Source organism: Myceligenerans indicum (assembly GCF_016742955.1).
GTDB classification, from domain to species: domain Bacteria; phylum Actinomycetota; class Actinomycetes; order Actinomycetales; family Cellulomonadaceae; genus Myceligenerans; species Myceligenerans indicum.
Map to the genome: position 1 here is coordinate 16,859 of NZ_JABBYC010000038.1, position 23,174 is coordinate 40,032.

A 23,174-nucleotide genomic window follows, 5' to 3' on the forward strand; every position below is an offset into this window, starting at 1 on the left:
CGTAAGCCTAGGGGCAGCATCGCGCGCGGCGGCGGCGCTGCCCGGACAGCAGGCAGGCCGGCGCGGGGAGTTACGCCGCCCGGGCGGCTCCGCCGGCTCGCGTGACCCGTGGGACAATTCCCCTGACGGCCCGTGGCCGGGCCGATCCGAGACACGACCGCCGTCGTCCACCGACGCACGCGCCACCCATCACAGTCCAGGAGCAGCCCGCCTTGCCCCCGATCCCCACCGAGTCCGCGACCGCGCGCATCCAGCCGAACGCCACGGCACCCGAGCTGATCCGCAACTTCTGCATCATCGCGCACATCGACCACGGCAAGTCCACGCTCGCCGATCGCATGCTGCAGCTCACCGGGGTGGTCCAGCCGCGGGACATGCGGGCGCAGTACCTGGACCGCATGGACATCGAGCGTGAGCGCGGCATCACGATCAAGTCCCAGGCCGTCCGCATGCCGTGGGCCGTCACCGGCGAGGACGGGACGGAGACGCCCCACGCGCTGCACATGATCGACACGCCGGGTCACGTCGACTTCACCTACGAGGTCTCTCGCAGCCTCGCCGCCTGCGAGGGCGCCGTGCTGCTGGTCGACGCCGCCCAGGGCATCGAGGCCCAGACCCTGGCCAACCTGTACCTGGCCATGGAGAACGACCTGGAGATCATCCCGGTCCTGAACAAGATCGACCTGCCGGCCGCGCAGCCCGACAAGTACGCGGAGGAGCTGGCGCACCTCGTGGGCGGGGACCCGTCGGACGTGCTCAAGGTCAGCGGCAAGACGGGCGAGGGCGTGGAGGCCCTGCTCGACAAGATCGTGGCGACCGTTCCCGCGCCGACCGGCGACGCCGACGCTCCCGCGCGCGCGATGATCTTCGACTCCGTCTACGACACCTACCGCGGCGTCGTCACCTATGTGCGCGTCGTCGACGGCGACCTCAACCCGCGCGAACGCATCGTCATGATGTCCACGCGCGCCCAGCACGAGCTCCTGGAGATCGGCGTGCACTCGCCGGACGCGACACCCACCAAGGGGCTCGGCGTCGGTGAGGTGGGATACCTGATCACCGGTGTGAAGGACGTGCGGCAGTCCAAGGTCGGCGACACGGTCACGAACGCGCACAAGCCGGCCGACACGGCCCTCGCCGGGTACGACGACCCGAAGCCCATGGTGTTCTCCGGCCTCTACCCGATCGACGGCTCGGACTACCCGGCCCTGCGAGAGGCCCTCGACAAGCTCAAGCTCAACGACGCCGCGCTCAACTACGAGCCCGAGACCTCCGTGGCTCTCGGCTTCGGGTTCCGTGTCGGCTTCCTCGGCCTGCTGCACCTGGAGATCGTGCGCGAGCGTCTGGAGCGTGAGTTCAACCTCGACCTCATCTCCACGGCGCCGAACGTCATCTACGACGTCACGATGGAGGACGGCGAGGAGGTCAAGGTCACCAACCCCTCGGAGTTCCCCACCGGCAAGATCGGTGAGGTCCGCGAGCCGGTGGTGCGGGCCACGATCCTCACGCCGAGCGAGTTCGTCGGCACGGTCATGGGGCTGTGCACCGACCGCCGCGGACAGATGCAGGGCATGGACTACCTGTCCGAGGACCGCGTCGAGATCCGCTACACGCTCCCGCTCGCCGAGATCGTGTTCGACTTCTTCGACCAGCTCAAGTCCCGCACACGCGGCTACGCCTCCCTGGACTACGAGCCGTCCGGCGACCAGGCCGCCGACCTCGTCAAGGTCGACATCCTGCTGCAGGGCGACCAGGTCGACGCGTTCAGCGCCATCGTGCACCGGGACAAGGCCTACGACTACGGCGTGCTGATGACCGGCAAGCTCAAGGAGATCATCCCGCGGCAGCAGTTCGAGGTCCCCGTCCAGGCCGCGATCGGCGCTCGCGTGATCGCGCGCGAGACGGTGCGCGCCATGCGCAAGGACGTGCTGGCCAAGTGCTACGGCGGTGACATCAGCCGTAAGCGCAAGCTGCTGGAGAAGCAGAAGGAAGGCAAGAAGCGCATGAAGAACATCGGGTCCGTCGAGGTCCCGAAGGACGCGTTCATCGCCGCCCTGTCCAGCGACCCGTCCTCGGGCAAGGACAAGAAGAAGTGACGCCTGACCTGCGGAGGGCGTGCAGTGCCCGCGCTTCCTGACGGCCTGCCGATGCCCGGGGACGGCGCCCTGCCCGCCTGGGTGGGGACGGCCCGGCCAGGCGGGACGGAAAGGTCGGATCCTCACGGCCACGCCTCGCACGCCACCCCTGCCCCCGGAGACGGCGGTGATCCGCGCGGCGTCGTGCCGGCCGCGGGAGGAGCGCAGGACGCGCCGCGCGGGCGCCGGAGGTTCGGCGTGTACGTCCACGTGCCGTTCTGCTCCGTGCGGTGCGGGTACTGCGACTTCAACACCTACACGGCCGCCGAGCTGGGCGGCGGCGCCTCACAGGTCGCCTACGCCGACACCGCACTGCGTGAGGTGGGACTCGCCGGGAAGGTGCTGGCCGACGTCGGGCTGCCCGAGCGGTCCGTCTCGACGGTGTTCTTCGGCGGGGGGACACCCACCATGCTGCCCGCCGGCGACCTCGCGCGGATCCTGGACGGCATCCGCGGCGCGTGGGGGCTGGAACCAGGGGCCGAGGTCACGACCGAGGCGAACCCTGACTCGGTGACGCCGTCGTCCCTGGAACGGCTGGCCTCGGCGGGCTTCACGCGGGTGTCGTTCGGGATGCAGTCGGCCGTGCCGCACGTCCTGGCGACACTGGAGCGGACGCACGACCCCGCGCGCATCCCCGACGTCGTGCGATGGGCGCGCGACGCCGGCCTGCGGGTCTCGCTCGACCTGATCTACGGGACGCCGGGCGAGAGCCTGGCGGACTGGCGTACCTCCCTCGAGACGGTGATCGCGACCGGGGTGGACCACGTGTCGGCGTACGCGCTGGTCGTCGAGCCCGGGACGAAGATGGCGGCGCAGGTGCGGCGCGGGCAGCTCACGCTGCCGGACGAGGACGACCAGGCCGCCAAGTACGAGCTCGCGGACGAGCTGCTCACCGCGGCCGGGCTCGGCTGGTACGAGGTGTCGAACTGGGCACGGACCGCCGACGACGCCTGTCGGCACAACCTGGCCTACTGGCGCGGGAACGACTGGTGGGGGATCGGGCCGGGAGCGCACTCGTACGTGGCTGCGGCCGCGACGCCGGCACCGGCGGTGGCGACGTCCGCGACGTCCGACGGCGGCGGGCCGGGCGGGGGCGTGGTCCCGGCAGCCGGGCCCCCGGACGACGACGGCGAAGCCCGCGCGGGCGTGCGCTGGTGGAACGTGAAGCACCCGCGGCGCTACGCCGCCGCGCTGGAGGCGGGCGGGTCGCCCGGTGCGGGCCGCGAGCTTCTGACCCCGGACGAGGCCTACCTGGAGCGGGTGATGCTCGGTGTCCGGCTCGCCGAGGGGCTCGAGCTGGCCGTGCTCCGTCCTGCGGGACGTCACGCGGTTGCCGGTCTGGTGGCTCGTGGCCTGCTCGACGGGCCCGCAGCGCTCGGCGCCGGCGAGCGGCCTGCCCGTGCGGTGCTCACACTTCGTGGGCGGCTGCTCGCGGACGCCGTCGTACGGGAACTGACCGCCTGACGCGAGCCGGTCACGATACCCGGAGGGGTCTTGGGGGTGTCGGCCACCCCGGCTAGGTTGAGGCCACCAACAGGCGTTCAGGAGATGAGTCGATGAACAACGGTGGCACGCCCGGCCAGGGTGGCCAGAACCCGCAGGACCCGTATGCGCGGCGCCCCGGCCCGGACGAGCGGAACCCGTACGGGCCACCCGACGCCGGTGGAGGGCAGCCGTCCGAGGACGCCCCCGGTCCCGGTGTCCCGCAGCCCGGTGTCCCGCAGCCCGGGATCCCGCGGTACGGGCAGTACGCGCCACCCGGCTACCAGGCCCCGGCCCCGGTCCCGACGGGGCAGCCGGCACCCTGGGCACCCCCGTCCATCGGCGAGTCGCACCGCTTCGCCTGGCAGGCGTTCGGCCGGAGCGCCGGCGTCTGGATCGCCATGGGACTGCTGTTCCTCGTGGCGGGCGGTGCCGTCTTCCTCGTCATGAATCCGTGGTTCGGCCAGGCGTTCGGAGACCTGCCCGACGTGATGAGCAGTTCCGACCCGGACGCCGTCGACCGGTGGACCGCCCGCTTCACGGCGGCGTCCACGGAACCTGTGGCACTGGCGCTCACTGCTCTCGCGGGAGTGATCCTCCAGGTCATGGGGATGACGTTCTACGCGGCCGCGCTGGCGTCGACGCGGCGGCGGCGCATCGGCTTCGCGGACTTCTTCGCGCTGCGGAACTGGGGTGGCATCCTGCTGCTCGCCGTACTCACCAGCCTCATCGACGGTGTGCTCGGGATGATTCCCGTCCTCGGAGGCTTTCTCCAGATCGCCGTCGGTGTGCTGCTGGTCGCCGCACCCTACTTCGTCCTCGCGGGGAACATGAGTGCCCTCGACGCGATCACCGCGAGCTTCAGGCTCGTGACCGCACATCTCGGGCTGGTCGTCCTCGCCTACCTGATCGTCGTCGCCTACATGTTCGCCTCCGCGTGCACCTGTGGTCTCGCGTTCTTCGTGATCGGGCCCTTCTCGGTGATCTTCGGGGCCCACCTGTTCCGGCGCTTGCAGGGTGAGCCCGTCGAAGCGGCCCAGCCCCCGATGGCGGCATGAGCTCCGCCACCGGCGGTACCTCGTGCACGGGCGGTCACGCGACCCGTTGATGCCCGCTATGCGCCGGTCAGGGCGAGTTGCGGTCGCGGGGTGTTCGTGCGCGGGTGACAGTTGCTCGGAGAGCCTCGAGAGAAAGGGCGACCCATGAGCGAGAACACACCGCGTGGTCCCGGCGAACCGCCCGGGGAAGAGCCCGGTGCGCCGGGAGCGGGCGAGCCCGAGCCGCAGGCACCGACGGACCGTCCCGCAGGACCGCAGCAGCCCGGCGGCGCGCCGTCCTCGCCGGAACCGCAGCGACCTGCGGGGCCGGGCGGCACACCATCGCCCGCGGACACGCCGCCCGGTGTGACAGCACCCGGGTCGGCGCCTCCCGGCGGGTACGGCGCGCAACCGCCCGGCGGGTATGGGGCGCAGCCTCCGGGCGGGTACGGCGCGCAGCCTCCGGGCGGGTACGGCGCGCAGCCTCCAAGCTCGCCGACGCCGTACAGCGGTGCGCCTGCCCCGGCGTTCCGTGTCGGTGAGGCGCTCGGGTACGGCTGGAACAAGTTCGCCGGCAACGCCCTGCTGTGGATCGTGTTCGTCCTGCTGCTGCTCGTCGTGTCCGTGGTGTTCAACTCGGGCAACATCCCGAGCTACCAGGACATGTGGGACTCGAGCCAGACGAACTCCGGTGTGTCGTTCGGTGGCTCCCTGCTCGGGCTGATCGGGGCCGTCCTGGCCGGGATCGTCCAGGGCCTGGGCACGAACGCGGCCCTGCGCGAGGTGTCCGGCCAGAAGCCGACGTTCGGGTCGTTGTTCCAGGCCCCGAACCTCGGGATGATCATCGTGGCGGCGCTGCTGCTGATCGCGGCGGAGTTCGTCGGTTTCCTGGTGTGCGGGATCGGCCTGCTCGTGGTGCTGGTCTTCGCCGTCTTCACCTACCAGGGCGTGATCGACAAGAACCAGAACGCGTGGGAGGCCTTCACCGCGAGTTTCAGGCTGGTGGGGAAGAACTTCGGCGCGGTGTTCCTGCTGGAGCTCGCCCTGTTCGGGATCAACATCCTCGGCCTGATCCCGTGCGGCCTGGGCCTGCTGATCACGATCCCGCTGAGCTACATCGCGCTATCCTTCGCCTACCGCCGCCTGGTGGGTGGCCCGGTCATGGCCTGAACACCCAGGTCACAGAAATGAGGCGCACAAAAGACTGAGGCAGTGGGTCCAGGTGGACCCACTGCCTCGACCAGGCGACGATCAGGCGATCCCGATCACTTGATCATGCGGATGTTGACCGGGTAGCGGTACGGCCGGCCCTTCGACGCCTCGACGGCGGCCATGATCATGAACACGACGGCCGCGATGAAGGCCAGGTACAGGATCACCCCGAAGCCGAAGGTGACGGCGGTGATGATGGAGATCGCGATGCCGGCGATGACGAGCGTGAGCTGGAAGTTCAGCGCTTCCTTGGCCTCGGCGTCCACGAACCGGCTGCGATCCTTGAACACGAGCCAGATGACCAGCGGGGCCACGAAGCTCAGGACGATCCCGCCGATGTGGGCGAGAACCGCCCAGGTGCGTTCCTCGTCGGGGCGCAGCGGCACGGGCGCGTAGCCCGGCGCTCCCTGGTACGGCTGCTGACCCGGCTGCGGGGTGCCGTAGGGCTGCTGGCCACCGGGCTGCGCACCGTACGGCTGCTGACCGGGCTGCTGTCCACCGTAGGGCCGCTGCGGTGGAACGCCGGCGCCGGGCTGGGCGTCGGGGTTCGGCTGGGGTGTGGGCTCCGGCGGCGTCGCACCCGACTGCGGGTTCGGCTCGGCGCCTGGAGTCTGGGGCGTCTCGGACATACTCCCACTCTAGGCCTTCGCGTCCTCCTGTGGCCGACAATCACGCGGTCGTTGTCGTAATGATGCCGTTCGCCCTTGTGGCACGGGATGCCAGGGGGAACGCGCGCGCCTCTGCACGACGTGCCAGGAGCTGTCCCGACGTGCCGGGCGCTGCCCCGACGTGCCGCGCCTCTGCACGACGTGCCGGGTGCCGTCACGACGTGCCGGGTGCCGTCACGAAGTCGATGAGCTCCTCGACCCGGCCCAGCAGCGCGGGATCGAGGTCGCGGAAGTCCCGGACCGATCGCCGGATCCGCTGCCAGGCCCGCGCCACGTCCGCCTGCGACCGAGCGGGCCAGCCCAGCTCCCGCAGGATCCCGTGCTTCCACTCGACACCGCGTTCGATCCGGGGCCAGCGCTCCAGCCCGACCCGTTCCGGTTTCACCGCCTGCCAGACGTCCACGTACGGATGTCCCAGCACGAGGACGGAGCCCGGGCGCACCCCCCTCAGCGCCTCGTCCGCGAGCCGTTGTTCCTTGGACCCGGGAACGAGGTGGTCCACGAGCACTCCCACACGGCGGCTGTCATCGGGCACGAACTCGGCGAGCCGGTCGGCGAGGTTGTCGACGCCGTCGAGCATCTCGACCACCACGCCCTCGACGCGCAGGTCGTCACCCCAGACCTGCTCCACGAGCTCGGCGTCGTGCCTGCCTTCGACCCAGAGGCGCGAACCCCGCGCCACACGCGCGGGGGAGTCCGGTACCGCCACGGATCCTGAGGCGGTGCGCGACGGCGTCCTCGGGGCCCCGGGCGCGACCGGTGCCGTGAGCTCCACCGGCCGTCCCTCGACCCAGAATCCTGGCCCGAGCGGGAAGGACCGCGTGCGGCCGCGCCGGTCCTCCAGCACGACCACCTGCATCCCGCCCGACTTCTCGACCCGCACCACCGCGCCGACCCAACCCGTCTCGACGTCCTCCACGACGAGCCCGGGCTCGGCCGCCGCGGGCCGCGTCTCGGGCTTGCGCCGCCCGCGGTGCGCCCCGGGGAACTCGGGGTTCAGGACGTCGGCTCCGTATCGGTCGTGCACGACGCCGATCGTAGGTGGCACGGACACGAGCTCCGGCGAGGCGCGCCGACCCGCCCACCTCCTGCCGCCGAACGGCCGGAGGCGCTGCTCATGGTGTGGTCGCTGCCTCTCCGCGGGCGTCGCGCGTCACCGGCCGCGGCTCAGACACGGGCGCGCAGGGCGGCCTCGGTGCGGGAGGACACGCCCAGCTTGCGCAGAATCGCCGAGACGTGCACGGAGACGGTCTTCGGGGAGATGAACAGACGCGTGGCGATCTCGCCGTTGGTCATGCCCTCGGCGACCAGACCCAGGACCTGTGACTCGCGTGCCGTCAGCGTCACCGGCTGGGGGGCACCCGATGCGGGCGCCCCGGCTCCGGCCCCCAGCTCGCCGGCCGTCCGGGGCCCGCGCCACCGGTCACGGCCGGACTCGTCGACGGCCGTCTCGCGGCCTGCCGCCCCGCTGCCCGACCGGGTCGTCCCCGCACGCGCCCCCGGGGCCGTCGCCTCGCTCGCGCCACCGACGGTCGGCCCGCCCCCGCGCGGCTCACCGGCCCCGGCCGCGCTGCTCGGCTCGCCGCCCGGCCGGGGACGGGGCCGGCTCGCGCTCCCGGGGCCTCCCGCAGCGGCGGGCGCACCGGCGCGCCTCCCTGCCAGCCCGGCACGCTCCAGCAGTCCGGCCGCCCACGCGGCGATCAGCCCCGCACCCATCCGTTCGGCCTCGGCGACCGCCTGGTCGAGCCGCCCACGTGCCCCCGCCCGGTCGCCGGCGTCCAGCAGCGTCCGGCCCTCCCGGTAGAGCGCGTAGGGGCGAAGGTGGGCGGGCCCCGGGAGCTCGGCGACCGCCGACCACGGCCCGTTGCCGAGCTCCGCCTCGAAGAGCGCCGCCCACACCGGATGGGTCGGCCAGCGGGAGCACGCCTCCAGCGTCGCGCGGTAGGGCGCCTCGTCCACCTTCTGCCCCGCCGCCCTCAGACCGGCGATCGCGCGGGCCGCGACCGCGAGCCGCGGCAGGTCGTACGGCGGGAGCACCTGGTGCCCGTCGCCCACGACCTCGGACACGAGGTGCAGGGCCCGCTCCGGCTCGTCGCGCAGCAGGGCGAGCTCCGCCAGCGTGACCGCGACCTTCGACCGGACCTGGACCTCCAGGTTCCCGAACCGTTCCCAGGACGCGGCGCGCCGCCGAGCCTCGGCCTGTGCCTCGTCGACCAGGCCGCGCCACATCGCCAGCCAGGTCCATCTCTCGCTCAGGTACGCCGCGTGGATGCTCGCGTGCAGCAGAGGCAGGTGGCGCTCGTACCACGCGGCGGCCTCCGCCCAGCGGCCCTGCCCGATCCAGGCCTCGGCGACGTTGCCCTCGAGCATGAAGTGCGTGCCGTCGGACAGGGGCCGCGCCATGGGCCACGCGCCGACCGCGGGGCCGTGCTGGTGCCGGGAGCCCTCGGTGGCGATCGCCTCCGCCTTCGCCCAGTCGCCCGCGGTCAGGCAGATGTCCGACCCGTTGATGTAGTAGCGGCTCGCCGCGTACCAGTCGTCGCCCGAGGCCTCCAGCGACCGCCGCAGGTCCTCCTCGGCGCCGGGGTGTCCGGCCAGGTGCCTGCTGATGCCCCGCATGTTGAGGGCCATCGAGATCTGTGTGTCGTCCCCTGCGGCCGCAGCGGCCCCGTAGGCGGAGTTCGCGGCCTCGATCGCGTCCTGCGGCCGGCCGCCGAGCATCGCATACCGTGCCCGCGTGACCAGCACCTGGGCGCGCACCGAGTCGTCGACGCCGGGCGGCACGAGCGCGAGCGCGCGGTCGAGCATGCCGGGGCCCTCGTCGGTACCGGCGTGGCCCGCGATCCGCGCCGCCAGGGCCAGCGCGCGCGCCAGGCCCACGGGATCGTCCGGCGGCCACTCCGCCAGGGCCTCACGTGCCAGGGCACGGGCGCGCTCGGTGCGCGTGGAACCGCGCAGCGACTCGGCCACCTGCAGCAGCAGCTCGTGGTGCGTTCGCCCGGCGACGTCCGCCGCACCGGGCACCTGTTCCCACAGCTCCAGGGCACGCTCGCCCAGCGACACGGCGGTGGAGAGCGCCGCCGCGCCGGTGGCGGCGTCGTGACCCACCACGGCCGCCGCCAGGGCGTTGCTCAGCATCCCGGCCCTCCACCAGTGGTCGGCGATCCGCGACAGCTTGGCCACCGAACGCATGCGCGTGGTCAGCGCGGTGGTCAGTGCCCGTGCGTACGCGGCATGGAGCCGCCGTCGCTCACCGGGCAGAAGCTCGGCGTACACGGCTTCCTGCACCAGGGCGTGCCGGAACTCGTATCCCACCTCGGTCGCCACGAGCACCGAGCCGTCCACCGCCTCGCGGGTCACCTGGTCGGAGTCGCCGCCGACGGCGGTCCCGGCGTCCGCGATCACGTCGTCGAGGACGTCGTGCCACACCCGGGGCCCGGCGGCCGCGACGATTCGGCACAGGGCCTGGGCCTCGGGGCTCAGCCGCCAGTAGCGCAGCAGGAGGATGTCGCGCAGCGACCCAGGCATCTCCGAGCCGATGAAGCCGGCGAGCTCCTCCACGTAGAACGGCACGCCCGCGCTGCGCTCGACGAGCTCGGACAGGGCGATGGCATCCACCTCGGCGGACCCGATCAGGTCGTGGGCCATCGTCCGCACGTCGTCGTGCGCGAGGCGCTCCAGGTCCAGGCGGGTCGCCGCGCGTGCGCGGTCGAGCTCGGCGACGGCGGTGCGCAGCGGGTGCCCGCGTCCGACGTCGTCGCTGCGGTAGGTGAGCACCAGGAGCAGACCGGCGGGCGCGGTGCGGGCGAGCCGGACCGCGAGGGCACGGGTGACGTCGTCGGACCAGTGCAGGTCCTCCAGGACGAGCAGGACGGGGCGCGCGGTGGCCATGCCGGTCAGGAGGTTCGTCAGGACCTCGGGAACACGTTCCGCGCCGGGGTCGTCGTCGGGCTCCACGAGCGCGGGTGCGACGACGGACAGCGAGCCGGCGGCGGCACCGGCCGCGGCAAGGGTCGCCTCCGTGCCGATCTCCTGGACGACGGCGTGCAGCACGCCGGTCAGCGCGGCGTACGGCACGGGCCCCGATCCGGAGTCCGCGCACTGCCCGACGACGACCGTGACGTCCTGGGCGGCGGACGTCAGCTCCTCCACCAGGCGGGTCTTGCCGATCCCCGCCTCCCCGGCCACGATCACGGTGCGCCCCGGCCCGCCGCGCACCTCGTCCAGTGCGGCGCGCAGTTCCTCGATCTCGTGGGATCGGCCTGTGAGGTGGGCACGGCTGACCGGCATGGGAGCATCGTCCCATGCCGGTCGGGTCGTGGTGCCCGGATCGCGTGGGCCCGGGGGCCGCGCTCTCATGCCCAGCGCGCCCTGGCGGGCTGCGTCCGGAGGGCAGGGCGGTCGTTGCCGCGGCTTGCCGGCCGGTCCTTGCGGTCCTCGCGGATCTCCGCCTCGCGGCGCTTCCGCTCGGCGCGGCGGGCGAGCTCCTCCTCGTGCCGGTGGTACTCGGAATAGTCGCTGAACCTGAACATCTCTGGTCCCTCTGCCTTCTCGCGGTCCGTCGCCGGTCCCTCACCGGCGCTGGTACCAGCCTCGGAGATGAGGTAGGGGCGGCGGATCGGGCGGTCGCCGTATCTTCACAGCGGTGTTCCCGGGCGGACGGGCCCCCGCCTAAGGCATCGCCCTAGGTGCCGGAGGGCATCGCCCTACAGGCCGGAGGCCGGGTACGGGACCGCTCGGCGTGAGGGTCCGGGCGGGTCCCGGTAATTTCTGAACATGGCTCGTCTTCTGGTGGACCTCGCTGTCGGAGCCGCGCACGCGGCGGCGCTGGGCATCGGCCGCATGCCGGATCAGGTGTTGCGGCGGCTCGCGGGCCCACCGCATGTCGTGGACGGGCAGTGCCTCTATCCGGAGGTGCAGCTCGCCCAGCGGCTCGGCGCGCTGCGCCCGCCGCCGGACGGCGGCGTCGGCGCGACGCGTGCTCGCGTGAAGCGACAGGCCAGGGTCATGGGTTCGCGGCCCGCCGTCGGCCGCGTCGAGGACCTGACGATCCCTGGCACGCGGGGGCGGGTCCGGCTGCGCGTCTACCAGGCAGACCCCGACGTCCCGCCGGACGGCGTGCTGGTCTGGTACCACGGTGGTGGCTGGGTGGTGGGCGGCCTGTCCACCGCCGATCCGGTGTGCCGCTTCCTGGCGCTCAGCTCCAACCTGGTGATCGTCTCGGTCCGCTACGGCCTGGCGCCCGAGCACCCGTTCCCGGAGGGTCTCGACGACGCCGTGACGGCCTTCCGCTGGGTCCGTGCGAACTCCCGGCGGTGGCGGCCGCGGCTCAGCCTGCTGCCGGTCGCCGTCGGCGGGGACAGCGCCGGCGGCAACGCGGCCGCCGTCGTCGCCCGGCTGACGCGGGACGACGACGGCCCGGGTGGTGAGAGCGGCGGAGGGCCGCACTTCCAGCTGATGCTCTACCCGGCCACGGACGCGACCACCCGGTACCCGTCGAGCGCGATGTTCGACGGGTACGGGCTTCCGGCCGCGCGGGTCGACTGGTACCTGCAGCGATACCTGACCGATCCCGGCCTGACGAAGGACCCGAGGGTGTCGCCGATGGTGGCGGACGACCTGGCCGGCGTGGCGCCGGCGCACGTCGTGGTCGCGGGGTTCGACGTGCTGCGGGACGAGGGCCTGGCCTACGCCGAGCGGCTGCGCGAGGCGGGCGTCCCGGCGTCGGTGCAGGTCGCGACCGGGCACGTGCACGCCTTCGCGAACGCGACGGGTGCCAGCCGCAACGCGCGGCTCCATCTGGCGCGTGCGGCGCGTGTCACGGAGGTCGCCCTGGCACGGCACGTTCCGCGCGGTGGTGTCGCCTGACGGCATCTCCCGCGCCGCGCTCCGGGCGGATGCCTCGTGCCGCGGCGTCCGTCCTGCGCGGCGCGCTTCGTCGATGTCGGTCACGCCGCGTAGGATTGGCACTCGTAGAGCGAGAGTGCTGGGTGGAGGTGACCCATGAGCGACCAGCGTCGCCTCGATGTGCTGCGTGCCATCGTGGAGGACTATGTGCACACGCAGGAGCCCGTCGGCTCGCGCGTGCTCACGGAGCGCCACCGTCTCGGTGTCTCGCCCGCCACGGTACGCAACGACATGGCCGCGCTGGAGGATGCCGGCTACATCGCGCAGCCGCACACGTCCGCGGGACGCATTCCCACGGACAAGGGCTACCGGCTGTTCGTGGACCGGCTCTCCGAGGCGCGGCCGCTGAGCCAGCCGCAGAAGAGGGCGATCGAGAAGTTCCTCTCCGAAGCGGTGGACCTCGACGACGTCATCGGTCGTGCCGGGCGGCTCATCGCGCAGCTCACCGGTCAGGTCGCCGTCGTGCAGTACCCGTCGCTGCGGCGCTCCGGGCTGAGGCACCTCGAGCTCGTCCCCACCGGTGAGAACCGGCTGCTCGTCGTCGTCATCACGGACAACGGCCGGGTCGAGCAGCGGTTCCTCGAGGTGGCGGACGAGGTCGACGAGGCCGCCCTCGGAGAGCTGCGTGCCCGGCTCAACGCCGCGGCCGCCGGGCGGCGGCTCACGCAGATGGACCTGGCGTTCAGCGAGGTGGCCGATGTCGTCGCCCCGGAGCACCGCGCGCTCGTCGCCGCGATCGGAGAGGTCGTGTCCAACGCCCTCGACGAGGAGCAGGAGGAGCGGCTCGTGGTGGCGGGCCAGGCCAACCTCGCCCGCGCGGGCATGGGATTCGACCAGGGGCTCAGCCCGCTGCTGGAGGCACTCGAGGAGCAGGTCGTGCTCCTGGGGCTGCTGACCGAGATGACATCCGACGAGAACGTGGCCGTGAGCATCGGCCATGAGAACAGACTGGCCGGGCTCGCCCGGGCCTCCGTGGTGAGCACCGGCTACGGGACGGACGGCGACACGGTCGCCCTGCTCAGTTCCATCGGACCCACGCGCATGGACTATCCGGGCACGATCGCGGCCGTGCGTGCCGTGGCCCGGTACCTCTCCCGGGTGCTACCCACGTGAGCCCCCGGTCCCCGACCGAACCGCCCGGCGACCGGACGCACCTGAGGACCCAGGTGCGCACCGGCTGCCGCCGGGCACCGCTGCCTTCCGACCCAGAGCGAGCGAAGAGAGACCTGTGACCGACTACTACGAGATCCTGGGTGTCCCGCGGGACGCCTCGCCCGAGCAGATCAAGAAGGCGTACCGCAAACTCGCCCGCACCCTGCACCCGGACGTCGCGGGGGAGGGCAGCGAGGAGAAGTTCAAGGACGTCGCACGCGCCTACGAGGTGCTCTCCAACCCGGAGAAGCGCCAGCAGTACGACATGGGCGTGGACCCGAGCGCACCCGGTGGTGGAGCCGGCGGCGGGTTCGGCAACGGGTTCGGGTTCCAGGACATCTTCGAGACGTTCTTCGGCGGCGGCCAGCCGAGCGGGCCCGTGCCGCGTGCCCGCCGCGGCAACGACTCGCTGGTGCGGCTCGACATCGACCTGTCCGAGGCCGCGTTCGGCGCCAAGCGCGAACTGCAGGTCGACACGGCCGTGGTGTGTTCCACCTGCTCCGGTGACGGCGCGCGCCCCGGGACCACGTCGCGCACCTGCGACGTCTGCCACGGGCGGGGGTCGGTGCAGCGGGTCGCCCGGTCGTTCCTGGGCCAGGTCATGACGACCGCACCGTGCTCCGCGTGCGGCGGTTTCGGCACGGTCATCCCGGAGCCCTGCCCGGACTGCTCCGGCGAGGGCCGCGTGCGGTCCCGGCGCACCGTGTCGGTGAACGTGCCGGCCGGCGTGGACACCGGGACCCGGATCAAGCTGTCGGCACAGGGCGAGACCGGTCCGGGCGGCGGACCGGCCGGCGACCTGTACGTCGAGATCCGTGAGAAGTCGCACGACACGTTCGTGCGCCGGGGCGACGACCTGCACTGCACTCTTCCCATGCCGATGACGGCCGCGGCCCTCGGCACGACACTGTCGCTGGACACGCTCGACGGCCCGCAGGAGATCGACATCCGGCCCGGGACGCAGCCGGGACAGATCGTCACGCTCAAGAACCTCGGCGTCGGACACCTGCACGGCGGCGGGCGCGGCGACCTGAACGTGCACGTCGAGGTCCAGGTGCCGACGGGCCTCACCGACGAGCAGACGGAGCTGCTGCGGCAGCTGTCGGCCCTGCGCGGCGAGGAACGCCCCGACCCCCGGCTGGCCGCCGCCCACCCGGGTGTCTTCTCCCGCCTCCGCGACAAGCTGTCCGGCCGCTGAGCCCGGTGGGCCTGCGATGAGTGCTCCGGTCTTCCTCGCCGAGGGGACGCCGCTGGCCGGATACGGCGTCGACTCGGTGTTCGTCCTGGACGGCACGGAGGGGCGCCACGCCGGTGTCGTGCAGCGGCGCGGGCCCGGTGAGCGGATCGACGTCGTCGATGGTGCGGGCCTGCGGCTGGAGGGCGTCGTCGAGTCCGTCGACGGCGAGCGGGTCCGGCTGCGGGTCCAGGGCGTGGTGGCCGAGGAGCCGCCTGAACCGGTCGTGACCCTCGTCCAGGCGCTGGCCAAGGGGGACCGCGACGAGCAGGCCGTCGAGGCTGCGACGGAGACGGGAGCCGACGCCGTCATTCCCTGGCAGGCCGAACGGTCGATCGTCGTGTGGCGAGGGGCTCGCGCCGCGAAGTCGCAGGCCAAGTGGGTTGCGACGGTGCGTGCCGCGGCCAAGCAGGCGCGGCGCGCGCGAGTGCCGCAGGTCGCCGAGCCCGTCACGACCCGGCAGCTCGCCGCACGTGTGCGGGACGTGGTCGGCGCCGGGGGCGTCGTGGTCGTGCTGCACGAGGAAGCGGTCACGCCGCTGCGTGAGGTGGCGTTGCCGCAGCAGGGGACGTCACCGGCGGCGGAACTGCTTGTCGTCGTCGGGCCCGAGGGCGGGATCTCCGCCACGGAGGTGGAGGCCCTGACATCGGCCGGCGCGGTGACCGCCCGCCTGGGCCCGCACGTCATGCGCACCTCGACGGCCGGCCCGGTGGCAGTGGCGATACTCAGCGAGCGCCTGGGCCGCTGGTCCTGACGCCGACCGACGCCCACTTCTGACGCCCCACCCGGCTGACGGCTCACTGGCTGACGCCCCCGCCGGCTGACGCCTCCGCCGGCTGGCGACCCACTCGGCCGGCGACCCCGCTGGCTGACGACCACGACCGGCTGGCGACCACGACGATGACGTTGTTACAGGCATCGGTAACAACGTCATCGTCGTGGTCGTCAGCCGGCGAAGGCGTCAGCCAGCGGGGTCGCCGGCCGAGCGGGGTCGCCGGCCGAGTGGGGCGTCAGCCGGGTGGGCGTGGTCGTGGGGTTCGACCTGATCGACGGCTGTAGTGCGGCGGGTCGGGGCGAGGGTGTCGTCAGTCCAGGACGACGAACTCCACCCGGCGGTTCTTCTCCAGGTCGGCGAACGTCCTGGGAATGACCAGCGGGTCGGACTCACCGAAGCCCTTGTACGACAGCCTGTCCTTGTCGACACCGAGCTCGACCAGACGGTCTCGCACGGTGATCGCGCGACGCTTGCTCAGCTTCAGGTTGTCGTCCTCGTCGCCACGGGAGTCCGTGTGACCCTCGATCCGGACCCGCACATCCGGGTGTTCCTCCAGCACGTCGGCCGCCTGGCGTACGACCTGCCTGCCGTGCTTGGTCAGCTTGGCGCTGTCCGTGACGAACGTGATGTTGGGGATCTCGACCAGGTCGTCCTGGGCCTCGGCCTTCTCCTTCTTGGTCGGTTCGTGGCCGGAGTCCTCGGCGTCGCCGGTGTCCTCGTCCTGCGCGTCCCCGTCGTCCGACCCATCGGCCGGGTCGGAGTCCGTGTCACCGTCCGTGTCACCGTGTTCCGAGTCGCCCTCGCCACCGTCCGCCGGGTCGGCCGTCTCGCCGGTCTCCGGGGCGCCGGAGTCCTCGGCGCCCGGGGTGCTGACGGCGTCGTCCGGCGCGTCGGCGACGACGGCTCCCGTGCCCGCCTCACCGCCAGGGCCGACGACCTGGACCGCGCGGACCCCCGTGACGTCACCGACCACGGCGCTCGCCGTGGCCGCGGCCGCCGGGCTGTCCGCCTCCACGGTCGCGTCCCGACCGGTGAAGCTGACCTGGGCGCCGTTCAGGTCGGCGTCCGCGAGGGCAGTCCGCGAGCTCTCGGTGAGCTTGCCCTCGATGTGCTCCCGGAACGCCGTGTCCTGGAAGCTCGACAGCCCGAGCAGCGCCAGCGCGGCCACGACGATCGGTCCGAGAAGAGCCTTCATCGTGCTCATGCCTTCTCACCCTCGACCCTGGCGACCTTCTCGGCGTCGGCCTTCAGGGCGGCCTGCTTGGCCGCGTCGCCCTCGACCTCGTCGACGTCCGTGTAGTCGACCTGCTCCACGAACTTGGTCGTGCCGCGCTCCTGGCCGCCGATCAGGTAGTCCTGGTACTCCTCCAGGCCCTCGCCGTCGCCCTCCACGAGGTACTGCGCCTGGTGGGCCCAGCTCTTGACCGACGGGGCGAACTTGATCCCGCTCCTGCCGATGGACTCCCGCAGCTGCGTCTGGGAGAGGACGGCGATCTGGGCGTAGGACGTGACCCCGTCGGCCTTGAGCGCCTTCTCGATCTTCGGGCCGATGCCCTCGATCACCTTGAGGTCGTCGTCGGCCGGCGGCGCGGGCTCGGCCGCGGTGTCCGCACCGGCTGTCTTGTCCGCCTCGGCGGCGTTCTCCGCCTCGGCCGAGCTCTCGGCCACGGCACCGTCGTCGGCCACGGCGTCCGGGTCGACCTTCTCACCGGTCGCCTCGGCGGCCTTCGCGGCGTCCGCCTCGAGAGCGGCCTGCTTGGCTGCCTCTCCCTCGACCTCGTCGACGTCGATGTAGTCGACGTCCTCCACGAAGTCCGCGCTGCGCCGCTCGCGTCCTGCGATGAGGTAGTCCTGGTACTCCTCGAGGCCTTCGACGTCGCCCTCGACCAGGTACTGGGCCTGCGCCGCGAAGGACATCGCGGCCGGGGCGAACTTGATGCCCGACTTCGCGAGGGCAGCGCGCAGGTCCTCCTCCGAGGCCTCGGCGACCCTGGCGAAGGTGCCATAGCCCGCGGACCGCAGCGCGCTCGAGATCTTCGGGCCGATGCCCTCGATGCGAGTCAGGTCGTCGTCCGGCTCCGCGTCCTCGTTCCCGCCGGCGCTCGCGGCCTCGGCCGGCGCCTGGTCCGCGGTGGCCCCTTCGACCGCCGCCTCGCGGGTGGCGGCCTCGGCCTCGGCGACGACCTCGGCCTCGGCGCCCGCGTAGACCGCGAGGTTCTCGTCCTCGATGTCGGACGGCTCGGCGGTCCTGCCCTTGCCGGACGCCTTCGGCGCGGGTGCCTTCGTGCCCGATGTCGCAGTGCCCGATGTCGCAGTGCCCGATGCCTCGGTGCCGGACGTGTCGGTGCCCGGCTTCTCGGTGGAGGAGGTGTCGGCGCCCTGACCGGCGTCGCCGTCCGCGTCGGGCGAGGCCGCCGCTCCGGTCGTGTCCGTCGTGGTGTTCTCGCCGGTGGTGGTGCCCGTCGTGGCGTCGGCTCCCGCGTCGCCGGAAGGTCCCGTGTCACCGGAGGGCGCCGTGTCACCGGAAGGTGCCGCGTCGCCGGAAGGCGCCGTGTCACCGGAGGAGTCCGCGTGCGCTGCGGCGGTGTCCGCCTCGCGTGCGTCCCCGGAGCCTGGTGTCCCGGCGTCGGACTCCGTTCCGGACCGGGCAGTCTCGGTGGCGGCGGTGTCCCCGGCCGTCACGGCGCCGGCCGCGTCCGCTGAGCCGGCCGCGTCCGCGGTGGCGCTCGCGTCTGCCGTCGCAGGCTTCTTCTCGGCCGTCTCGGCGCTGTGCTTTCCCGTGGTCTTGCGGGCCCACAGGATCCAGCCGGCCCAGAGGCCGATCAGGAAGAAGATGACTGCGGTGATGATGATGAATAGGAGCGACTGGGTGATGAACCAACCCACGCTGAACCTCCTGGGTGTACGGACAGCCACCGGTCAGGGCGGCGGCATCGGCGAGAACTTGTCCGATCTGCGGGGGTCTGGGGCGCCACCCGTCGAACGGGCAGACTCAACCACAGTTGACGACGTCTGGCATTTCGGACGAGGTAACAATTTCGAAGATGCGTCGAATGATAGTGGTGGCGCGTAGGCCTAGGAAATATCGGACTTGTGTCGGTGAACGCGTCCGCCCCGCCCCGGGAGCCGCGCGGAGCGAGGCCGCGGGGCGTCTTCCTGCGGGGCGCCGGCGCTCTGCGCCCGGTAGCCTGCGCCCATGGTGAGGACCACGGAGACGAGCACGGACCAGACCGAGGAGATGAACGCGGACTGTCTGTTCTGCAAGATCGTCGCGGGGGAGATCCGGACGGAAATGGTCGCCGAGTCGGACACGGCCGTGGCGTTCCGGGACATCAATCCGAAGGCACCCGTTCATGTGCTGGTGGTCCCGCGCAGCCACCACGCCGACGTGAGCGCGCTGGCGGGCGCGGACCCCCAGGCCCTGGCGGACGTCATCGGCCTGGCGGACCAGGTCGCCTCCGATCTGGCCGACGGCCAGTACCGGCTCATCTGCAACGTGGGCCCGAAGGCCGGCCAGACGATCTTTCACGCCCACGCGCACGTCCTGGCCGGAACCCAGCTCTCGGGCTTCTGATCCCGGCTTCGCCGTTGGGGAAATCGGGCGACACGAACCGGGTCCGGCTCGATAGGATGAGCGTGTCACACAGACCTGGAACCGAGGAGCGCATCGGCATCAGCCGGCCCATGACAACTTCCGCATCGCACGTACCCGCCCAGCAGACGGACCGCAAGCCCCAGCGCGGGACCGAGCACCGCGTCATCGTCCCGGCGCACATCCCGATGGTCGCCCTGCTCGGCAGTCAGGATGCCGTGCTCCGCGCGATCGAGGACGGTTTCACCCAGGTCGACGTCCACGCCCGGGGCAACGAGATCGCGGTGTCCGGACCTCCCGGGGACGTCGAGCTCGTCTCGCGGCTCCTGGACGAGCTGATCCAGGTGATCGAGGCCGGCACGCAGCTCACGCCCGAGGTCGTGACCCGCTCCATCCGGATGCTCACGGCCGCCTCCGCCCAGCGCCCCGCCGACGTGCTGACCTTCGACATCCTGTCCAACCGTGGGCGCACCATCCGGCCCAAGACGCCCGGCCAGAAGCACTACGTCGAGGCGATCGACGTCAACACGATCACGTTCGGGCTCGGCCCGGCCGGTACGGGCAAGACGTACCTCGCGATGGCGAAGGCGGTCCAGGCACTCCAGGGGAAGCAGGTCAACCGGATCATCCTGACGCGCCCGGCCGTCGAGGCGGGGGAGCGGCTCGGCTACCTGCCCGGCTCGCTCACGGAGAAGATCGACCCGTACCTGCGCCCCCTGTACGACGCCCTGCACGACATGATCGACCCGGAGCAGGTCCCCAAGCTCGTGGAGAACGGGACCATCGAGGTCGCGCCGCTGGCGTTCATGCGTGGCCGCTCCCTCAACGACGCGTTCATCATCCTCGACGAGGCGCAGAACACCTCCACCGAGCAGATGAAGATGTTCCTCACGCGCCTGGGCTTCGGCTCACGCATGGTCATCACGGGTGATGCCACGCAGGTCGACCTGCCCGGCAACCAGACCTCCGGCCTGCGGGTCGTGGAGGACATCCTGGCCGGTGTCGACGACGTCGAGTTCTGCCGTCTCGGCTCGGCCGACGTCGTGCGCCACCGCCTGGTGAGCGACATCATCGACGCGTACGCGCGCTGGGACGTCGTCACGAACGGGCAGCGGCCGGGCCGTCAGCCGCAGGACCACCGGCCGCCGCAGCGGCGTCGGCGCTAGGAGCACGGGTGAGTATCGAGGTCAACAACGAGTCGGGGTACGAGGTCGACGAGGCGGAGTTCTCCGCCCTGGGCCGGTACGCGCTGGACGCCATGCACGTCCACCCGCAGTCCGAGCTGTCGATCCTGTTCGTGGACTCGGCCACGATGACGGACCTGCACGTGCGGTGGATGGACGAGCCCGGGCCCACGGACGTCCTGTCGTTCCCCATGGACGAGCTGCGCCCCGGCAGGGAGGGTGAGGAGGTCGCCCCGGGCACGCTCGGCGACATCGTGCTGTGCCCCGAGGTCGCCGCCAAGCAGGCGCGGACGGCGGGCCACTCCACGGCCGAGGAGCTCCTCCTGCTGACCGTGCACGGCATCCTGCACCTCCTCGGCTACGACCACGCCGAGCCGGAGGAGGAGAAGGAGATGTTCGCGCTGCAGCGCAGGCTTCTCCTGACCTTCCTCGCGAACCGCTAGGACCGCCCGTGACCGCAAGTCTCCTCGCCCTCGCCGCACTGGTGGGCTTCGTCCTGGCGAGCGTGCTCTCCGCCGGTGAGGCCGCGCTCCTGCGCGTCACCCGGTCCGGCCTCGCGGACTGCCTCGCCGACGCCGAGCACGGGCCCGATCCGGACCCGCGCCGCGCCGCCCGCGCGCGTTCCGCGCAGGCCCTCGTCGTGGAGCCGACGGCGACCGTGGCCTCGTTCGCGCTCGTGCGCGTCACCGCCGAGGTGGTGGCGATCGCCGCCGCGACCCTGCTGGTCCAGCAGGTGTTCCCGGACCCTCCGGGTGGCAACCTCGTCCCGGAGCTGTTCGTCATGCTCGTCGCACTGGCCGCCGGTCTCGGGGTCGGCGTGCTGTTCGTGCGCGTGTCACCGCGTGCGCTCGGCTTCCGGCGGCCCGTTCAGGTGCTGCTCGCCCTCGCGCCGACCCTGACGGTGGTCTCGCGTGGCGTGGCGCGCCTCACCCGCCTGTCGGTTCCCCGGGTGCCGCCCCCCGAGGAGGGCCGGCGCGACGTCGCCTACCGTGTGGGCGAGTCGGAGGACCTCGAGGAGGAGGACCGGGAGCTGGTGCGCTCGGCCATCGAGCTCGCCGACACGATCGTGCGCGAGGTGATGGTGCCGCGCACCGACATGATCACCGTCGCGGCCGGCACGCCGCTGAGCAAGGTGCTGCGCCTGCTCCTGCGTTCCGGCTTCTCGCGCGTCCCGGTGGTCGGGAGGTCCGTGGACGACGTCGTCGGCGTGGCCTATCTCAAGGACGTCGTGGCTGCCGTGCACTGGCCCGTGGACGACGGCGAGGGCACCGGCCCGCAGCCGGCCGCGGACATCGCCCGCGAGGCCGTGTTCGTCCCGGAGTCCAAGCCGGTCGACGCCCTGCTGCGGGAGATGCAGTCCTCGGCGTCGCACATCGCGCTCGTCGTGGACGAGTACGGCGGCATCGCCGGCCTGGTCACCATCGAGGACCTGCTGGAGGAGCTCGTCGGTGAGCTGACCGACGAGCACGACACCGTCCCCGTCCAGGAGCCGGAGGAACTGGCCGACGGCGGGTACCGGGTGCCGGCACGGATGCCCGTCGACGAGCTCGGCGAGCTGTTCGACCTGCGCCTGGACGACGACGACGTGGACACGACCGGCGGTCTGCTCGCCAAGGCGCTCGGCAAGGTGCCCCTCGCGGGCTCCGCGGCCGAGGTGTCGGGCCTCCGCCTCACGGCGGAGCGGGTCGAGGGCCGCCGCAAGCAGCTCGCCACCATCCTGGTGCGCCGGGTGAGCCCGTCCGACGGCGACAATGGGGGCGAGCCCGGCTCGCCCGACCTCGTCGGGCAGCCTCCGAAGCACGAGAAGGAAGAGCACGCGTGAACGACGACACCTCACGAGCAGGAGCGCAGCTCCACCGGTCCGGCTTCGCCTGCCTGGTCGGCCGGCCCAACGTGGGCAAGTCCACGCTGACGAACGCCCTGGTGGGGGAGAAGGTCGCGATCATGTCCGCGCGGCCGCAGACCACGCGTCACACCATCCGGGGCATCGTGCACCGGCCGGACGCCCAGCTCATCCTGGTGGACACCCCCGGGCTGCACCGGCCCCGTACCCTGCTCGGCGAGCGGCTGAACGACCTGGTGCGGGACACGCTCAGCGAGGTCGACGTCATCGCGTTCTGCCTGCCCGCGGACCAGAAGATCGGGCCCGGCGACCGCTACATCGCCCAGCAGCTCGCCGAGCTGATGCGCGGCCGCAAGGCGGTGCCCGTCGTGGCGGTCGTGACCAAGGCCGACGTCGTGGAACGCCCGGTGATGGTGGAGCACCTGCTCGCCGTGCAGGCACTGGCCACGTCCGTGGACCGTGAGTGGGCCGACATCGTGCCGGTCTCGGCCAAGGACGGGTTCCAGGTCGACGAGCTGTCCGACGTCCTGGTCCGGCACCTGCCCGAAGGGCCGGAGCTGTACCCGGGCGGTGAACTCACCGACGAGCCCGAGTCGGTCATGGTCGCCGAGCTCGTGCGTGAGGCCGCCCTGGAGGGCGTGCGCGACGAGCTGCCCCACTCGCTGGCCGTGGTGGTCGAGGAGATCGTCGAGCGGGAGGGCACGGGCGACGAGAAGAAGGGCCGCCCGCCGCTGCTGGACGTGCGGGTCAACCTGTTCGTGGAGCGTGACTCGCAGAAGGCGATCGTCATCGGCCGGGGTGGCTCCCGCCTGCGCGCCGTCGGCACGGAGGCACGCCGGGGCATCGAGAAGCTGCTGGGTACCCGCGTGTACCTGGACCTGCACGTGAAGGTCGCCAAGGACTGGCAGCGCGACCCGAAACAGCTGCGGCGCCTGGGGTTCTGACCGCGGGCC

The 23,174-nt window shown here is 72.3% G+C and carries 19 protein-coding genes; 13 read left to right on the forward strand and 6 right to left on the reverse strand.

What is annotated here, in order from left to right; translation table 11 throughout:
- Window positions 1-212 precede the first annotated feature (212 nt).
- The 4 genes from lepA to HGK34_RS16630 all read left to right on the forward strand — a co-directional run bounded on the left by lepA (window position 213) and on the right by HGK34_RS16630 (window position 5,824).
- Complete coding sequence (gene lepA / locus HGK34_RS16615; RefSeq protein ID WP_280517948.1) at window positions 213-2,096, forward strand: translation elongation factor 4; 1,884 nt, start codon at window positions 213-215, stop codon at window positions 2,094-2,096.
- Window positions 2,097-2,120: 24 nt separating this feature from the next.
- On the forward strand, window positions 2,121-3,599 hold the full coding sequence (gene hemW, locus HGK34_RS16620; protein ID WP_307816027.1) for a radical SAM family heme chaperone HemW: 1,479 nt from the start codon (window positions 2,121-2,123) through the stop codon (window positions 3,597-3,599).
- A gap of 92 nt (window positions 3,600-3,691) precedes the next feature.
- Complete coding sequence (locus HGK34_RS16625) at window positions 3,692-4,675, forward strand: V-type ATP synthase subunit I domain-containing protein (protein ID WP_201849428.1); 984 nt, start codon at window positions 3,692-3,694, stop codon at window positions 4,673-4,675.
- Between the two features lie 144 nt (window positions 4,676-4,819).
- Window positions 4,820-5,824 (forward strand): DUF2189 domain-containing protein, encoded by a 1,005-nt coding sequence (locus tag HGK34_RS16630; protein ID WP_201849430.1) that lies wholly within the window; start codon window positions 4,820-4,822, stop codon window positions 5,822-5,824.
- 95 nt (window positions 5,825-5,919) lie between these two features.
- Here the strand turns inward: HGK34_RS16630 and HGK34_RS16635 are convergent, their stop codons facing one another.
- The 4 genes from HGK34_RS16635 to HGK34_RS16650 all read right to left on the reverse strand — a co-directional run bounded on the left by HGK34_RS16635 (window position 5,920) and on the right by HGK34_RS16650 (window position 11,066).
- Window positions 5,920-6,495 carry a DUF4870 domain-containing protein gene (locus HGK34_RS16635; RefSeq protein WP_201849432.1) on the reverse strand — a complete coding sequence of 192 codons (576 nt, stop codon included), beginning with the start codon at window positions 6,493-6,495 and terminating at the stop codon, window positions 5,920-5,922.
- A 193-nt stretch (window positions 6,496-6,688) separates the two neighbouring features.
- On the reverse strand, window positions 6,689-7,561 hold the full coding sequence (locus HGK34_RS16640) for a DUF3097 domain-containing protein (protein WP_201849434.1): 873 nt from the start codon (window positions 7,559-7,561) through the stop codon (window positions 6,689-6,691).
- A gap of 140 nt (window positions 7,562-7,701) precedes the next feature.
- A complete protein-coding gene (locus HGK34_RS16645; protein ID WP_244666861.1) occupies window positions 7,702-10,824 on the reverse strand; it encodes a helix-turn-helix transcriptional regulator in 3,123 nt (1,040 codons plus the stop codon).
- 65 nt (window positions 10,825-10,889) lie between these two features.
- Window positions 10,890-11,066 (reverse strand): hypothetical protein, encoded by a 177-nt coding sequence (locus tag HGK34_RS16650; RefSeq protein ID WP_201849436.1) that lies wholly within the window; start codon window positions 11,064-11,066, stop codon window positions 10,890-10,892.
- A 244-nt stretch (window positions 11,067-11,310) separates the two neighbouring features.
- On the opposite strand from HGK34_RS16650, the gene HGK34_RS16655 reads away from it, so the two are divergent.
- The 4 genes from HGK34_RS16655 (at window position 11,311) to HGK34_RS16670 (ending at window position 15,581) form a co-directional block, all read left to right on the forward strand.
- Complete coding sequence (locus tag HGK34_RS16655) at window positions 11,311-12,402, forward strand: alpha/beta hydrolase (protein WP_201849438.1); 1,092 nt, start codon at window positions 11,311-11,313, stop codon at window positions 12,400-12,402.
- A 135-nt stretch (window positions 12,403-12,537) separates the two neighbouring features.
- On the forward strand, window positions 12,538-13,554 hold the full coding sequence (gene hrcA / locus HGK34_RS16660) for a heat-inducible transcriptional repressor HrcA (protein ID WP_201849440.1): 1,017 nt from the start codon (window positions 12,538-12,540) through the stop codon (window positions 13,552-13,554).
- 115 nt (window positions 13,555-13,669) lie between these two features.
- Window positions 13,670-14,791 carry a molecular chaperone DnaJ gene (gene dnaJ / locus HGK34_RS16665; protein ID WP_201849441.1) on the forward strand — a complete coding sequence of 374 codons (1,122 nt, stop codon included), beginning with the start codon at window positions 13,670-13,672 and terminating at the stop codon, window positions 14,789-14,791.
- A 16-nt stretch (window positions 14,792-14,807) separates the two neighbouring features.
- The gene (locus tag HGK34_RS16670; protein ID WP_201849442.1) at window positions 14,808-15,581 is read left to right on the forward strand and encodes a 16S rRNA (uracil(1498)-N(3))-methyltransferase; all 774 of its coding nucleotides are present in this window, start codon (window positions 14,808-14,810) and stop codon (window positions 15,579-15,581) included.
- A 331-nt stretch (window positions 15,582-15,912) separates the two neighbouring features.
- On the opposite strand, the gene HGK34_RS16675 is transcribed toward HGK34_RS16670, so the two are convergent.
- Window positions 15,913-16,806 (reverse strand): OmpA family protein, encoded by an 894-nt coding sequence (locus HGK34_RS16675; protein ID WP_201849443.1) that lies wholly within the window; start codon window positions 16,804-16,806, stop codon window positions 15,913-15,915.
- Window positions 16,803-18,488, reverse strand: coding sequence for a helix-hairpin-helix domain-containing protein (locus HGK34_RS23615; protein ID WP_201849444.1), 1,686 nt, complete (start codon window positions 18,486-18,488; stop codon window positions 16,803-16,805). Before HGK34_RS23615 ends, HGK34_RS16675 begins: the two co-directional genes overlap by 4 nt.
- Before the next feature lie 310 nt (window positions 18,489-18,798).
- On the opposite strand from HGK34_RS23615, the gene HGK34_RS16685 reads away from it, so the two are divergent.
- The 5 genes from HGK34_RS16685 (at window position 18,799) to era (ending at window position 23,165) form a co-directional block, all read left to right on the forward strand.
- Window positions 18,799-19,176 carry an HIT domain-containing protein gene (locus HGK34_RS16685; RefSeq protein WP_244666862.1) on the forward strand — a complete coding sequence of 126 codons (378 nt, stop codon included), beginning with the start codon at window positions 18,799-18,801 and terminating at the stop codon, window positions 19,174-19,176.
- Window positions 19,177-19,286: 110 nt separating this feature from the next.
- Entirely contained in the window at window positions 19,287-20,360 is a 1,074-nt protein-coding gene (locus tag HGK34_RS16690) for a PhoH family protein (RefSeq protein WP_201849445.1), read from the forward strand.
- Window positions 20,361-20,368: 8 nt separating this feature from the next.
- On the forward strand, window positions 20,369-20,821 hold the full coding sequence (gene ybeY, locus HGK34_RS16695) for an rRNA maturation RNase YbeY (RefSeq protein ID WP_201849446.1): 453 nt from the start codon (window positions 20,369-20,371) through the stop codon (window positions 20,819-20,821).
- 8 nt (window positions 20,822-20,829) lie between these two features.
- On the forward strand, window positions 20,830-22,200 hold the full coding sequence (locus HGK34_RS16700; RefSeq protein WP_201849447.1) for a hemolysin family protein: 1,371 nt from the start codon (window positions 20,830-20,832) through the stop codon (window positions 22,198-22,200).
- Entirely contained in the window at window positions 22,197-23,165 is a 969-nt protein-coding gene (gene era, locus HGK34_RS16705) for a GTPase Era (protein WP_201849449.1), read from the forward strand. The genes HGK34_RS16700 and era overlap by 4 nt, the downstream gene beginning before the upstream one ends.
- Window positions 23,166-23,174: the final 9 nt, after the last annotated feature.